Source organism: Cupriavidus sp. PB-02, from assembly GCF_058252315.1.
In genome coordinates this window covers 857,976-871,705 of sequence record NZ_CM177695.1, presented here as the reverse complement: position 1 = coordinate 871,705, position 13,730 = coordinate 857,976, and the positions used below count along the sequence as shown (strand labels likewise).

The 13,730-nt window shown below is 67.9% G+C and carries 13 protein-coding genes and 1 pseudogene; 11 read left to right on the top strand and 3 right to left on the bottom strand.

From position 1 onward, the window contains the following. Positions 1–38: 38 nt before the first annotated feature. Positions 39–1,205 carry an iron-containing alcohol dehydrogenase gene (locus AC10V3_RS24695; protein ID WP_490924106.1) on the top strand — a complete coding sequence of 389 codons (1,167 nt, stop codon included), beginning with the start codon at positions 39–41 and terminating at the stop codon, positions 1,203–1,205. A gap of 22 nt (positions 1,206–1,227) precedes the next feature. Here the strand turns inward: AC10V3_RS24695 and AC10V3_RS24690 are convergent, their stop codons facing one another. Next, positions 1,228–2,274, bottom strand: a complete 1,047-nt coding sequence (locus tag AC10V3_RS24690; protein ID WP_490924105.1) for a GGDEF domain-containing protein — start codon at positions 2,272–2,274, stop codon at positions 1,228–1,230. Positions 2,275–2,408: 134 nt separating this feature from the next. Next, positions 2,409–2,726 carry a hypothetical protein gene (locus tag AC10V3_RS24685; protein ID WP_022538038.1) on the bottom strand — a complete coding sequence of 106 codons (318 nt, stop codon included), beginning with the start codon at positions 2,724–2,726 and terminating at the stop codon, positions 2,409–2,411. Between the two features lie 198 nt (positions 2,727–2,924). Here AC10V3_RS24685 and AC10V3_RS24680 point away from each other — a divergent pair, with 198 nt between their 5' ends. The 3 genes from AC10V3_RS24680 to serA all read left to right on the top strand — a co-directional run bounded on the left by AC10V3_RS24680 (position 2,925) and on the right by serA (position 5,082). Then, positions 2,925–3,116, top strand: coding sequence for a hypothetical protein (locus AC10V3_RS24680; protein WP_022538037.1), 192 nt, complete (start codon positions 2,925–2,927; stop codon positions 3,114–3,116). An 86-nt stretch (positions 3,117–3,202) separates the two neighbouring features. Beyond that, entirely contained in the window at positions 3,203–3,724 is a 522-nt protein-coding gene (locus AC10V3_RS24675) for a hypothetical protein (RefSeq protein ID WP_022538036.1), read from the top strand. Positions 3,725–3,849: 125 nt separating this feature from the next. Beyond that, positions 3,850–5,082, top strand: a complete 1,233-nt coding sequence (gene serA / locus AC10V3_RS24670) for a phosphoglycerate dehydrogenase (RefSeq protein WP_022538035.1) — start codon at positions 3,850–3,852, stop codon at positions 5,080–5,082. Between the two features lie 153 nt (positions 5,083–5,235). Here serA and AC10V3_RS24665 read toward each other — a convergent pair whose 3' ends face one another. Then, complete coding sequence (locus AC10V3_RS24665) at positions 5,236–6,231, bottom strand: Bug family tripartite tricarboxylate transporter substrate binding protein (RefSeq protein ID WP_490924104.1); 996 nt, start codon at positions 6,229–6,231, stop codon at positions 5,236–5,238. On the opposite strand from AC10V3_RS24665, the pseudogene AC10V3_RS24660 reads away from it, so the two are divergent. The 7 genes and pseudogenes from AC10V3_RS24660 to AC10V3_RS24630 form a co-directional block, all read left to right on the top strand. Beyond that, positions 6,147–7,556: pseudogene (locus tag AC10V3_RS24660) on the top strand (winged helix-turn-helix domain-containing protein); the annotation flags it as partial. The gene AC10V3_RS24665 and the pseudogene AC10V3_RS24660 sit on opposite strands and share 85 nt — an antisense overlap. Positions 7,557–8,133: 577 nt before the next feature. Next, a complete protein-coding gene (locus AC10V3_RS24655) occupies positions 8,134–9,306 on the top strand; it encodes a LuxR C-terminal-related transcriptional regulator (RefSeq protein ID WP_490924103.1) in 1,173 nt (390 codons plus the stop codon). A 115-nt stretch (positions 9,307–9,421) separates the two neighbouring features. After that, on the top strand, positions 9,422–9,586 hold the full coding sequence (gene napE, locus AC10V3_RS24650) for a periplasmic nitrate reductase, NapE protein (protein ID WP_041681722.1): 165 nt from the start codon (positions 9,422–9,424) through the stop codon (positions 9,584–9,586). A gap of 96 nt (positions 9,587–9,682) precedes the next feature. Then, a complete protein-coding gene (locus AC10V3_RS24645; RefSeq protein ID WP_022538031.1) occupies positions 9,683–10,021 on the top strand; it encodes a chaperone NapD in 339 nt (112 codons plus the stop codon). Next, complete coding sequence (napA, locus tag AC10V3_RS24640; protein WP_490924102.1) at positions 10,002–12,497, top strand: periplasmic nitrate reductase subunit alpha; 2,496 nt, start codon at positions 10,002–10,004, stop codon at positions 12,495–12,497. The genes AC10V3_RS24645 and napA overlap by 20 nt, the downstream gene beginning before the upstream one ends. A gap of 25 nt (positions 12,498–12,522) precedes the next feature. Further along, positions 12,523–13,041 carry a nitrate reductase cytochrome c-type subunit gene (locus AC10V3_RS24635; RefSeq protein WP_022538029.1) on the top strand — a complete coding sequence of 173 codons (519 nt, stop codon included), beginning with the start codon at positions 12,523–12,525 and terminating at the stop codon, positions 13,039–13,041. Positions 13,042–13,094: 53 nt separating this feature from the next. Beyond that, positions 13,095–13,682 (top strand): cytochrome c3 family protein, encoded by a 588-nt coding sequence (locus AC10V3_RS24630; protein ID WP_041681972.1) that lies wholly within the window; start codon positions 13,095–13,097, stop codon positions 13,680–13,682. The last annotated feature ends 48 nt before the right edge of the window (positions 13,683–13,730 follow it).

Here is a 13,730-nt window from a genome sequence, read left to right as displayed (position 1 = left end):
GCCGCCACTCATTGACGCTTTATCGCTTCGGAATACTGATGCCAGCCGGAACCTATCGTTACCTGCCCCTCGAACGGGTGCACTTTGGGCGCCCCACCGCGCAAGTGCTGGCCGAAGAGGCCGACCAGCGCCGCGCCGCACGCATCTTCGTGGTGACCAGCCGCACCCTGAACCGCACCACCGATGCGGTCGGCCGCGCCATCGCCAGCGTGCGCGACAAGGTGGTCGGGCGCTTCGATGCATGCGTCGAGCATGTGCCACGCGACTCGGTGATCGCGCTGGCCAGTGCCATGCGCGAGGCCCGGCCCGACCTGGTCGTCACCATCGGCGGCGGCACCGCGATCGATTCGGTCAAGGTCGCGCTGGTGTGCTTGGCCGAGGACGTGAGGACGGCCGCGGCGCTGGATGCGCATCGCGTACGCGTCGATGCCGCCGGGCAGCGGATCGTGCCGCGCATCGCGCCGCCGCCCTGCCGGCAGATCGCCGTGCCGACCACGCTGTCGGCGGCCGAGTTCAGCGACCTGGCCGGGTGTACCGATACGGCCAGCGGCAGCAAGCACCACGTGACCGCGGAAGGCATCGGCCCCGCCAGCGTGATCCTGGATCCGGCCATGACGGTGCATACGCCGTCGCAGCTATGGCTGTCCACCGGTATCCGCGCGGTCGACCATGCCGTGGAATCGCTCTGTTCGATCGATGCGCAGCCGATGACGAACGCCACCTGCCTGCACGGGCTGGCCATGCTCGCCGGGGCCCTGCGCCGGCACCAGGCCGACTCGGCGGACCACGCCGCGCGGCTGGACTGCCAGCTTGGCGTGTGGCTGTGCGCGAGCGGCGTCAACCGCGTGCGCTATGGCGCCAGCCATGGCATCGGCCATGTGCTGGGCGGCGCGCTCGGCGTGCCGCACGGCATCACCTCTTGCCTGCTGCTGCCGGCGGTGATGCGCTACAACCTCGCGGTGACCGCGCCCGCGCAGCGGGCGATGGCGCGCGCGCTGGGACAGGACGGCGCCGATGCGGCCGGGCTGATCGCCGCGCTGATCCGCGATCTCGGCTTGCCCACGCGGCTGCGTGAGCTGGAGATTCCGCCGTCGAGCTTCGAGGCGCTGGCGCACAAGGCGCTGGAGAACCAGTGGGTCCGCGCCAATCCGCGCCGCATCGACCGCGCGCAGCAGGTGATCGACATCCTGCAGGACGCCTGGTAACGCCTGCCCCGCCGCAGCCCCCTCAGCGCGAATGCACCTTGAACGCCTCGCCCCGCATCCCCGCGCGATCCACCGCGGCGATGCGGTTACGGCCGTTGTCCTTGGCGTGGTACAGCTGCGCGTCCGTGAGATTGATGAAGGCCGACGCCTCGTCGTGCTCGCCCGGCACGATGGTGCCGATGCCAAAGCTCGCCGTCACGCACTGGTTGTACGGCGAGCGCACGTGCGCGATCGCCTGGCCGGCGATCAGCGCGCGGCAGCGCTCGGCCGTGCGCACCGCGGTCTCGGCGTCGGTGTCGGGTAGCACCATGACGAATTCCTCGCCGCCGAAGCGGGCCAGGAACACCTCCGGCCCGGCGGCCTCCTGCAGCAGGCCGGCGAAGCGCTTCAAGCATTCATCGCCTTGCAGGTGGCCGTAATAATCGTTGTAGGACTTGAAGAAGTCGATATCGACCAGGACCAGCGACAGCGGCTTGCCCGAAGCCTGGCCGGCCACCCACTCGCGCTCCATCGCGCGGTCGAACAGGCGGCGGTTGCCGATGCCGGTCAGGCTGTCGCGGAACGACAGGTCCTCCAGCTCCTTCTGCAGCCGCGCCAGTTCCTGCTCGGTGCGCTTGCGTTCGCTGATGTCGAACATAAAACCGATCAGCGAATCGACGCCGCCCTGCGCGTTGCGCACCACGTGCACCACGTCGCGCAGCCAGACGTAGCCGCCGTCGCGGGTCAGCGCGCGGTAGTCGGCCTCATGGTCGGTGCCGGCCTGCGACTGCGCCACGCAGAAATTGACCACCGCGTCGCGGTCGTCGGGGTGCATGCGCTCGGCCCAGTCGTTGACCGTCTTCCAGCTTGACGGCGCCCAGCCCAGCAACGCTTCGATCTGCGGGCCGATATAGGCGAACTCCATCGTGGCCCAGTCGATCTTCCAGGGGATGGCCTTGGTCGATTCCAGCAGCGTCCGGTACACGGCGCTGTCATCGTCGCCGAAGACGCGGTTGGGCGGGGCAAGGGATTCCGCGTGCCGCAGGAAGGCGGCCTGGAGGGTGATCTGCGACTGGTCGGGATGGGTCATGTGGCCTGGCTCGCGGTGGCTGGGTTGGCGCTTGCCTGTACAACGGCAGGTCGTGCCGAATCCTGAAGGGCCCAGGGTCGGACGGGGACGCATTGTAGCCCGCGGACCACACGGCTTTTGCCGCGGTGGCCTATTCAGTCGTCATGGTCTTCATGCCAGCGGCGCCATTCCCGCCGCTGTTCGCGCCATTCACGCTCGCGCCATTTCCGCTCGCGCCACTGTTGCTCGCGCCAGGCGCGACGCTCCCGCCAGTCGTCGTAGTAGCCGGGCGCCACTACCACGGGCTGGGGCGGTGCCACGTAGACGGGCGCGGGTTCGTAGTAGACCGGCGGCGGCGCCACGGCATAGCCTGGCACGCCGATGCCGATGTCCACGTTCACACGGGCCTGGGCCGTGCCAGGGCCAATTGTTGCAACGCCTGCAAGGATGCAGGCGGCCAGGATCTTCTGCATGGTGATGTCCTCCTGGCGCGAATGTAGCGAGGCAGTGGCGCAGGAGGTGTTTGCAGAACGTTAGCCGGGTACCGGCTTGTAACAGGCGAGAGAGAGACTGCCAGAAGCCAACAGTTTCACTATTCCTTACAGTTCACGACACCAGAACGATTTATCCTCGCGGGGCAAAAGAACTTTCCCCACAACAAGGAGAATGCAATGAAATCCGCTCTGGCCCTACTGGTTGCCTGCAGCGCGCTGCTCGGCGGCTGCGTGGTCGCCCCCTATGACACCTATGGCGGCGGCCCGGGCTGTCCGCCGGGGCAGGCCAAGAAAGGCAACTGCCGCGTCGACGCCTACGGCAACGAATCCTTCTGCCCGCCGGGCCAGGCGAAGAAGGGACGCTGCTGATCGCGCCGGGCCGGCTGACGCTATTGCGCGGCCGGCCATAGCGGCCGGAAAATGGCATGCGGGCATGCCGCCCGCGGGAGAGTGCCATGCAGCTTCGGTCAATCGGCGGCCTGTGCGCGGCCGCGTTCGTGCTTGGCTCGCTCGGGGCCTGCGCAACCCTGCAACCCGAGCAGACTGCCCAGAAACTGATCGGCAGCCCCGAAAGTGCGGTGCGCGACACGTTCGGCAAACCCACCGAGACCTATCGCCTTGCCGACGGCACCACCCGCTGGATCTGGTCGCGACAGCCCTTCGGCCACGAGGTCTACGCCGCGGATTTCGACGCCAGCGGCAAGCTCACCCGCTATCGCCAGATGCTGACCGAAACCGAGATCTACCGCGCGCAGGTCAATGTCTGGACCAAGAAAGACATCCAGGAACGCTTCGGCCTGCCGCGAGAGCCGGTCCAGTACTACCCCCTGATGAAGCGCGAAGCATGGTCCTACCGGATGTACAAGGACGCCTACCAGACGGCGCACTTCAGCTGCTATTTCGATGACGCGGGCGTGCTGCGCCAGACCATGATCATCGTCGATCCGCTCGGCGGCGACGGGCGCAAAGCGCGCTGAGCGCGCGGTCCCCGCTCGCGCACAGCAGGAAGGCCGGTGCCATTGCCGGCAGCAGGGGCTCCACCGCCCCCGCGCCGTTTTGCGCGCAAAATGTTGGGGATGCGGCAATCGCCGCCCACCCCTCCATGCGGAAAACGAACGTGACCACTGCGATCCTGCTCGAGAACATCCACCAGAGCGCCACCGCCCGACTCACCGAAGCCGGCCTGCAGGTCGAGCGCCGTACCGGCGCCCTGGCCGGCAGCGAGCTGCGCCAGGTGCTGGCCAGCCATGACCTGGTCGGCATCCGCTCGGCCACCCATCTGCGTGCCGACGATATCCGCAGCGCGCCCGAGCTGCTGTCGATCGGCTGCTTCTGCATCGGCACCTCGCAGGTCGACCTGGAAGCGGCCACCGCCGCCGGCATCCCCGTGTTCAATGCGCCCTTCTCCAACACCCGCTCGGTGGCCGAGCTGGTGGTGTCTGAAGCCGTGATGCTGCTGCGCCGGATCCCGGAGAAGAACACGCTCGCCCACGCCGGCAAATGGGCCAAGGGCGCCACCGGCGCGTTCGAGGCGCGCGGCAAGACCATCGCCATCATCGGCTACGGCAATATCGGCTCGCAGGTCGGCGTGCTGGCTGAATCAATGGGCATGCGCGTGGTCTACTACGACGTGCTGGCACGGCTGTCGCACGGTTCGGCGCGCGCGGCCGGTTCGCTGGAAGAAGCCGTGTCGCAGGCCGAGGTGGTCACGTTGCACGTGCCGGCCACCCCGCGCACGCGCAACATGATCGATGCGCACGTGCTGTCGGCATTCAAGCCGGGCGCGATCCTGATCAACGCCTCGCGCGGCACCGTGGTCGACATTGCCGCGCTCGCGGCCGCGCTGCGCGACAAGCGCCTGGGTGGCGCGGCCATCGATGTGTTCCCGGAAGAGCCCAAGACCAACAATGATCCCTTTGTCAGCGAGTTGCAGGACATGCCCAACGTCCTGCTGACCCCGCACGTGGGCGGCAGTACCGAAGAAGCGCAGGAGAATATCGGCACCGAGGTGGCGGCGAAGCTGGCGCACTTCCTGGCTACCGGCGGCACCATCGGCGCGGTGAACTTCCCCGAGGTCGATCCCGGCCCGCTGCACGCGCCGGCGCGGCTGCTCAACGTGCACGGCAACGCGCCGGGCGCGCTGGCGGCACTGAACACGCTGCTGGCGCAGGAAGGCGTCAATATTACCGGCCAGCACCTGCAGACGCGCGGCCACACCGGCTACGTGGTGACCGACCTGGACCGCGTGCCGTCCGACCAGCTGATGCATGCGCTGCGCACCCATGCGGGTTTTGCCCGTTCGCGGCTGATCCTGCGCCAGGGCGGCGCGGCATAAGGCGACAAGGACAGGGCTGGCAATCCGGGAATTCCGCGCAGCCGGGCCCGCGCCGGCCCCGTCAAACGCAATAGTCACAGAAGTGTCACAACCCTTCAGAAAGTTCTGATTGCGCCGCTATCATGAATGTGGCCCATGCCACCCGCCCCGGTCTCAGTCCAGGCGGATGTTGGAAGCGCGGATGGCCTCGGCCCAGTAGGCCTGCTCCACCTTGACCACATCGGCGAACGCCGCCGGCGAACTGCCCTTGAGCACAATGCCGAGGTCGACCATGCGCGCGCGCAGGTCGGCGTTGGTCAGCACCCGGTTGACATCGGCCGAGACCTTGTCGACGATGGCGCGCGGCGTTGCCGCCGGCGCGAACAGCCCGATCCAGCCCTGGCGCTCCAAACCCGTCACGCCCGCCTCCTGGAAGGTCGGCACGTCGGGCAGCAGCGGCGAGCGCCCCTGCCCCGCCACCGCAATCACCTTGAACTTGCCGCTGCGCGCATGCTGCCGCGCGGACACCGCCGCGACCATGCCGGCAGGCAGTTGCCCGCCGAGCAGGTCATTGAGCAGCGGGCCCTCGCCCTTGTAGGGCACGTGGGTCAGCGGCACCCTGGCGTTGCGACCGAAGATTTCCATCTGCAGGTGGCCGCTGGAGCCCAGCCCGTAGGTGCCATAAGGCAGCGGCTTGCCCAGCTTCTGGATGTAGTCGGCCAGCTGCCTGGCGTTGGCGACGGGCAGTTCGGGCTGGACCACCAGCGCCAGGTGCGCGGTCGCCAGCTCAGAGATCGGCGCGAAGTCGCGCACCGCGTTGTAGCTGGCCTTGCTGTAAAGGATCGGTGCCTGCACCAGGCCGGTCAGCGCGAACAGCAGCGTGTAGCCGTCCGGCTCGGCCCTGGCCACCATGTCGGCGCCGATCATGCCGCCGGCGCCGGGCCGGTTGTCGACCACTACCGCCTTGCCCCAGGCCTTGGCCAGCCCGTCGGCGATGGTGCGCGCGACCACGTCGCCGGTACCGCCCGCGGCATACGGCATCACGATGCGCACCGTGCGCGTCGGGAACTCGCCGCCCTGTGCCCATGCCACCAGCCCGGTTCCCGCCAGCGCCGCGCCCGCGACGCCCAGACCCATTTGCTGCAGAACCCTGCGCCTGCCTTGCTCCATATCCTGTCTCCTGGTTTCCTAGTACCCGGCAACGGCGGCGCTTCGCCGCCGCCCTGCCATGCGCCCCGGCCCCGGCGGCCTCTGCGTGCCTTGTCCGGGAGCGGGCCCGCGCCATGCCCGCGCGTGCGGGCCACTTTAGAAGCGGACGGCGCCAGTGTCGTCGGTCGAAGGGAGGAAAATCCGGCGCGCGCACGAATCGTCCAAACGAACTAGGACGCAACCCTGAGGCCAATGGAAGAATGCTTTGCACCCGATGCCGTTGCACCGGGATATGCCGGATACCGCACAGCACGGTACAACCAGCGCAGGAGACAGCCTTGCATCGATTTGCCCACCACCCCGGCGCCAGGCCGCAGCAGCGTGCCCCGGCGGTGCTCGCGTCCAAGCTCGCGCCGCCAGTGGCCCACCACGTCATGCTGGATCGCCCTCACCTGGTGGCGCTTATGGCCGAAGCGCCGGCCGCGCGCGTGATCCTGCTGCGGGCCGCAGCGGGCTTTGGCAAGACCACGCTGATGCAGCAATACGCGGCCCATTGCGCGGCGCAGCATCGCGCCACGGTGTGGCTGCGGCTGGACGCGGCCGACAACGACCTGGAACGGCTGCTGGTCCACCTCGATGCCGGCCTGGCCGCGCTGCGTGGGAAACGCCGCGGCCGCGCCAACGGCGCTGACCCGGACGGCGCCAGCGGCCCGCGCCTGGCGCAGCGCATCCTCGAGCAGGTGGCCGGCGCGTCGCAGCCCTTCGCGATCCTGCTGGACGACCTCGAGACCATCCAGAGCGCGCCCGCGCTCGACTTCGTGCAGCAGCTGGTCGAGGTCATGCCGCCCGACGGCACGCTGGTTATCGGTTCGCGCGCGGCGGCGGAAATCGGGCTGGGCCGCCTGCGGGCCCGCGGCCACTTGCTGGAGATCCCGTCCGCCGCGCTGCGCTTTTCCGTCGACGAGGCCACCGTGCTGCTGCGCGGGCGCTGCGGCCTGCCGCTGCGCGACTGCGACATCGCCACGCTGCACCGCTGCACCGAGGGCTGGGCCACCGCTATCTACCTGGCCGCGCTGTCGCTGCAGCAGCGCAGCGACCACGCCGCCTTTATCGCAGCGTTCTCGGGCACGCACCTGGAACTGGCCGAGTTCCTGGCGGAGGACATTCTCGCGCGACAATCGGACGCGTGCCGCACCTTCCTGCTGGAAACCAGCGTGCTGGGCCAGCTCAGCGCGCCGCTGTGCGATGCGCTGACCGGCCGCAGCGACGCGCGCGAGATGCTGGAGCAGCTCGAGCGCGCCAACCTGCTGCTGTTTCCCCTCTACGCCGAGCGCACCTGGTACCGCTACCACCGGCTCTTTGCCAGCTTCCTGCAGCACCGGCTGGCGCTGCAGGCGCCCGAACGCGCGCCGCAGTTGCACCAGGCTGCAGCGCGGTGGTACCTGGCACACGGCTATCCGATCCCGGCGGTGGACCACCTGCTGCAGGCCGGCCGCCACGACGAAGCGCTCACCGCCATCGCCAGCCAGTCGGTCACGCTGCTCGGCACCGGCCGCGTGCGCCTGCTGCTGCGCTGGTTCGACCAGGTACCGATAGCGGCGCTGGCCCGGCAGCCCGCGCTGGCGCTGACGCGGGCGTGGGCGCTGCTGCTGAACCGCCGCCACGCGGAGGCGATGGAGGCGATCGGGCCTTTCCTCGGGGAGGACCTGGATACCACGGGCCACCATGACGACGAGCGCGCACACCTGGCGGTGGAGGCCGAGACCATCCGCTGCGTACTGCTGGCCATGACCGACCAGGTAGAAGCCTGTCGCGATACCGCCGGCGCCCACCTGCACCGGCTCGCGCCGGAACAGCGCTTCCAGTACGGCATCCTCGCCAATTCGCTGGCCTACACGCTGATCTGCACGCACCGCTACGACGATGTTGTCCCGCGCGATGCAGCGCGTGCAGCAGCCGCTGCCGATGCGCGGCATCACCGACTGCCTGGAAGGCGTGATCGACCTGGTGCAAGGGCGCCTGGGCAATGCGCTGGCTCGCTTTCGTGCGGCGTCGGATGTAGGCTGGGGCGGCTGGAACGCATCGCCGGGGGAATTGGCCGGCGGCAAGCCCTCCAGCGATATCTTCTGGGCGCTGGCACTGTACGAATGCGATGCCCTCGACGAAGCCGGCCGGCTGCTGGCCAATGCGCTGCCCTACAGCAAGAGCAACGGCCCGCCCGACTCCGTCATTGCCTGCCACGTTCTAACCGCTCGGCTGGCGCTGGCGCGCGGCGACCGCGGCCAGTGGTTGCAGCGTCTGGCCGAACTTGAGCAGCTTGGCCAGCAGGCCGATGCGGCGCGCGCGGTGTGCTCGGCGTGGCTTGAACGCGCGCGCGTGGCCACGCTCGACGGCCAGCTCGACGCCGCAGCGCAGGCGCTGCGCGCGGCGGACCTGTACGGCGACTGGGAAGCGCTCGACGCGGCTGGCCATGCCAACGATGTCGACCGGCCGTCGATCGCGCACTGCCGGCTGCAGATCGCGCGCGGCGACTGCGCGCAGGCGCTGGACGCGCTCGATGCTGCCATCGCCACCGCCCTCGCGCGCCAGCGCTGCTGGCGCCTGATCCGGCTGCGCATCCTGCGCGCCGCCGCGCTCGACGGCCTGGCACGCCGCGACGCTGCACTGCAAGAAATCACCGAAGCCCTGCGACTGGCCAGCCACGAGGGCTTCCTGCGCACATTCCTGGATGAAGGCGAGCGCGTAGCCGGGCTGCTGCGCGCGTGGGCCGCGGCGCATCTGGCGCAGGCCGCCGCACTGGGCGTGGCCGCGCCCTTCGTCGCCACCCTGCTCGAGCGGCTGCCGGCAACACATCTGCCGGCGCAGCCTGCAGCGGCGCCGGCGGCCCCCGCAGGCCAGCCCGACCCGCTGACCGGGCGCGAACTCGAAGTCCTGCACATGCTTTCGGCCGGCTACCGCAATCGGGTAATTGCACAGAAACTGTTCCTGTCCGAGCTGACCATCAAGTCTCACCTGCGGCGCATCCACGCCAAGCTGGGCGCCCAGAGCCGCACTGAGGCCGTCGCCCTGGCACGCGCACGCGGCCTGATACCGTAAGCGCCCCACGCCGCCTTCGCGAGTGCAGTCTTGACACCTTGATTCCCGCTACCTTTAATTGGGTAACACATCAGGTGCCTTGCCTGACCACGCTCGCCGATTACTTCAAGCCATGATGGAAACCGGGGAAGTCCACGATCCGCAGCGCAAGAAGGAAGAACTGCGCAGCTTCCTGTTCCTGACCGCCGTGATGGTGCCGGTGCTGTCGGTCATCATCGTGGCCGGCTATGGGTTCATTGTCTGGATGACCCAGCTGGTGAGCGGCCCGCCATCGCATTGAGCGCATTGATTCATTGAGCATTACCCGCCCGCGCGGGATTGCCAGATAAAAAAAGCTGCAGCACAGACTGAAACGGCATAGAACCGGAGCTTGCACATGCCCGCTGCAAGACGTGCTATCCCCATCCAGCCCATCCAGCCGGTAGCGGCCGGCGACGAGTGGCATATTGCCGGCATCGTCGTGCATGCACTGCCCGCCAGCCTGGCGCGGGTGCGCACCGCGATCGAGGCCATCACCGGCGCCGAAGTCCACGCCGCCAGCGATACCGGCAAGCTGGTCGTGACCATCGAAGCCCCCACCTCCCGTGCCATCGCGGCACACCTGACCTACCTGCACCAGCTCGAGGGCGTGCTGTCCGCCGCGCTCGTCTATCAGCACAACGAAGACGCCGAGGCGATGAACGAGGAAATAAGCGATGAAACTCTCTCGTCGTGATTTCATCAAGCAGACCGCCGTGGCCGCGACCGCGTCGGTGGCCGGCGTGACGCTGCCGGCCGGAGCCGCCAATTTCGTCACCGACAGCGACATGACCAGGCTCAAGTGGTCCAAGGCCCCCTGCCGCTTCTGCGGCACCGGCTGCGGCGTCACGGTGGCGGTCAGGGACAACAAGGTTGTCGCCACCCAGGGCGATCCGCAGGCCGAGGTCAACAAGGGCCTGAACTGCGTCAAGGGCTACTTCCTGTCGAAGATCATGTACGGGCAGGACCGGCTGACCAAGCCGCTGCTGCGCATGAAGAACGGCAAGTATGACAAGAACGGCGAATTCGCCCCGGTTACGTGGGAGCGCGCCTTCGACGAGATGGAGCGCCAGTTCAAGCGCGTGCTGAAGGAAAAGGGCCCGACCGCGGTGGGCATGTTCGGCTCTGGCCAATGGACGGTGTGGGAAGGCTATGCCGCCTCCAAGCTCTACAAGGCGGGCTTCCGCTCCAACAACATCGATCCCAACGCGCGCCACTGCATGGCATCGGCGGTGGCGGGCTTCATGCGCACTTTCGGCATGGACGAGCCCATGGGCTGCTATGACGACTTCGAAGCCGCGGACGCCTTCGTGCTGTGGGGCGCCAACATGGCGGAGATGCACCCGATCCTGTGGACCCGCATCACCGACCGGCGCCTGAGCCACCCCAAGACGCGCGTGGCGGTGCTGTCCACCTTCACGCACCGCTCCTTCGACCTGGCCGACATCCCGGTCATCTTCACGCCGCAGACCGACCTGGCGATGATGAACTACATCGCCCACTACATCATCAAGAACAATAAGGTCAACAAGGACTTCGTCAACAAGCACACCGTGTTCAAGGAAGGCGTGACCGAGATCGGCTACGGCCTGCGCCCCGAGCACCCGCTGCAGAAGGCTGCCAAGAACGCTGCCGACCCGGGCGCAGCGAAGCCGATCACCTTCGACGACTTTGCGCGCTTTGTCGCCAAGTACGACGCCGACTACGTCAGCAAGCTGTCGGGCGTGCCCAAGGCCAAGCTCGACCAGCTGGCCGAGCTCTATGCCGACCCCAACGTCAAGGTGATGTCGCTGTGGACCATGGGCTTCAACCAGCATACGCGCGGCAGCTGGGCCAACAACATGGTCTACAACCTGCACCTGCTGACCGGCAAGATCGCCACTCCGGGCAACAGCCCGTTCTCGCTGACGGGGCAGCCGTCGGCATGCGGCACCGCACGGGAGGTGGGCACTTTCTCGCACCGGTTGCCGGCCGACATGGTGGTGACCAATCCCAAGCACCGCGCGGAGGCCGAGCGCATCTGGAAGCTGCCCGCGGGCACCATCCCCGACAAGCCGGGCTACCACGCCGTGCTGCAGAACCGCATGCTCAAGGACGGCAAGCTCAATGCCTACTGGGTGCAGGTCAACAACAACATGCAGGCCGCCGCCAACCTGATGGAAGAAGGCCTGCCGGGCTACCGCAATCCCCAGAACTTCGTGGTGGTGTCAGACGTTTATCCCACCGTGACCGCGCTGGCCGCCGACCTGATACTGCCCAGCGCGATGTGGGTCGAGAAGGAAGGCGCCTACGGCAACGCCGAGCGCCGCACCCAGTTCTGGCACCAGCTGGTCGATGCGCCGGGCGATGCGCGCTCCGACCTGTGGCAGCTGATGGAATTCTCCAAGCGCTTCAAGATCGAGGACGTCTGGCCCGCGGACCTGATCGCCAAGAAGCCCGAGTACCGCGGCAAGACCCTGTTCGACGTGCTCTACCGCAACGGCCAGGTCGACAAGTTCCCGCTCAAGGAAGTCAACGCCGAGTACCACAACGCCGAAGCCAAGGCCTTTGGCTTCTACGTGCAGAAGGGCCTCTTCGAAGAGTATGCGAGCTTCGGCCGCGGCCACGGCCATGACCTGGCGCCGTTCGACGCCTACCATGAGGCGCGCGGGCTGCGCTGGCCGGTGGTCAACGGCAAGGAAACCCGCTGGCGCTACCGCGAAGGCAGCGACCCCTACGTCAAGGCCGGCACCGGCTTCCAGTTCTACGGCAATCCCGACGGCAAGGCGGTGATCTTTGCCCTGCCCTACGAGCCGGCCGCCGAATCGCCGGACAAGGAATACCCATTCTGGCTGGCCACCGGCCGCGTGCTGGAGCACTGGCATTCCGGCTCGATGACGCGGCGCGTGCCCGAGCTGTACCGCGCCTTCCCCAACGCCGTGGTGTTCATGCATCCGGAGGACGCCAAGGCGATGGGACTGCGCCGCGGCGTGGAAGTGGAAGTGGTGTCGCGGCGCGGCCGCATGCGTTCGCGCGTGGAAACCCGCGGGCGCGACGCACCGCCGCGCGGGCTGGTGTTCGTGCCGTGGTTCGATGCCAGCCAGCTGATCAACAAGGTGACGCTGGACGCGACCTGCCCGATCTCGCTGCAAACCGACTTCAAGAAGTGCGCGGTCAAGATCGTCAAGGTCTAGCGCCGCCAATCCAGAGGGAGACGCCATGAAGCCGAGCCGATCCTGGACCCGCCTGCTGGCCCTGTGCACGCTGCTGCTGGCGGTGCTGGCGCTGCCGTCGGGCACGCCCGCACGCGCGCAGGGCCTGGTCGACGCGATGCGCGGCCCCACCGCCATCGGCAACGAGCCCAAGCCGCCGCTGCTCTACCCGACCGAGAACAAGGACATCCGCCGCACCCGCAACTACACCATGCAGCCGCCCACGATCCCGCACAAGATCGACGGCTACCAGGTGGACAAGGACTTCAACCGCTGCATGTTCTGCCACGCGCGCACACGCACCGAGGAGACCCAGGCGATCCCGGTCAGCATCACCCACTACATGGACCGCGACAACAATGTGCTGGCCGACGTGTCGCCGCGCCGCTACTTCTGCACGCAGTGCCACGTGCCGCAGGCCGAGGCCAAGCCGCTGGTGGGCAACTCCTTCGTCGACGTCGAGGAGTTGCTCAAGCGCAAGCCCGGCAAGCCCGGCGCGACGGGCGCGAAGGGCACGGCCAACTAGCCGCACCGGGGCCTGGCCAGGCACGTCAACAACCATAACAGCGGATGCGCGCCATGCTCGACCTGATCAAGCGCTACTGGCGAACCATCAACCGGCCCAGCGCCTATTTCAGCCTGGGCTTCCTGACGCTGGGCGGCTTTATCGCGGGCGTGGTGTTCTGGGGCGCGTTCAATACCGCGCTGGAGCTGACCAACACCGAGCAGTTCTGCACCGGCTGCCACGAGATGCGCGACAACGTCTACCAGGAACTGCAGGGCACCATCCACTTCACCAACCGCAGCGGCGTGCGCGCCAAGTGCTCGGACTGCCATGTGCCGCACAACTGGACCACCAAGATGGCACGCAAGATGCAGGCGTCCAAGGAGGTCTGGGCCAAGATCTTCGGCACCATCGACACCCGCGAGAAGTTCCAGGCGCACCGGCTGGAGCTGGCCCAGCACGAGTGGGCGCGCTTCAAGGCCAACGACTCGCTGGAATGCCGCAACTGCCACGACTACCAGTCGATGGACTTCACGCGACAGAGCCCGCGCGCGCAGGAGATGCACTCCACCTACCTGGCCAACAAGGAGAAGACATGCATCGACTGCCACAAGGGCATCGCGCACCGGCTTCCCGACATCTCGCAGGCCCAGGAGAAATGACGCGTGCCTGTCCGCTCGTCTGCCCTGCCATCCGAACTGCTGCCTGAA

Excerpts from the sequence above, each read along its gene's own strand:
- AC10V3_RS24695 (WP_490924106.1), top strand. The coding sequence starts at position 39 with ATGCCAGCCGGAACCTATCGTTACCTGCCCCTCGAACGGGTGCACTTT.
- AC10V3_RS24690 (WP_490924105.1), bottom strand. The coding sequence starts at position 2,274 with ATGACCCATCCCGACCAGTCGCAGATCACCCTCCAGGCCGCCTTCCTG.
- AC10V3_RS24685 (WP_022538038.1), bottom strand. The coding sequence starts at position 2,726 with ATGCAGAAGATCCTGGCCGCCTGCATCCTTGCAGGCGTTGCAACAATT.
- AC10V3_RS24680 (WP_022538037.1), top strand. The coding sequence starts at position 2,925 with ATGAAATCCGCTCTGGCCCTACTGGTTGCCTGCAGCGCGCTGCTCGGC.
- AC10V3_RS24675 (WP_022538036.1), top strand. The coding sequence starts at position 3,203 with ATGCAGCTTCGGTCAATCGGCGGCCTGTGCGCGGCCGCGTTCGTGCTT.
- serA (WP_022538035.1), top strand. The coding sequence starts at position 3,850 with ATGCGGAAAACGAACGTGACCACTGCGATCCTGCTCGAGAACATCCAC.
- AC10V3_RS24665 (WP_490924104.1), bottom strand. The coding sequence starts at position 6,231 with ATGGAGCAAGGCAGGCGCAGGGTTCTGCAGCAAATGGGTCTGGGCGTC.
- AC10V3_RS24655 (WP_490924103.1), top strand. The coding sequence starts at position 8,134 with ATGTTGTCCCGCGCGATGCAGCGCGTGCAGCAGCCGCTGCCGATGCGC.
- napE (WP_041681722.1), top strand. The coding sequence starts at position 9,422 with ATGGAAACCGGGGAAGTCCACGATCCGCAGCGCAAGAAGGAAGAACTG.
- AC10V3_RS24645 (WP_022538031.1), top strand. The coding sequence starts at position 9,683 with ATGCCCGCTGCAAGACGTGCTATCCCCATCCAGCCCATCCAGCCGGTA.
- napA (WP_490924102.1), top strand. The coding sequence starts at position 10,002 with ATGAAACTCTCTCGTCGTGATTTCATCAAGCAGACCGCCGTGGCCGCG.
- AC10V3_RS24635 (WP_022538029.1), top strand. The coding sequence starts at position 12,523 with ATGAAGCCGAGCCGATCCTGGACCCGCCTGCTGGCCCTGTGCACGCTG.
- AC10V3_RS24630 (WP_041681972.1), top strand. The coding sequence starts at position 13,095 with ATGCTCGACCTGATCAAGCGCTACTGGCGAACCATCAACCGGCCCAGC.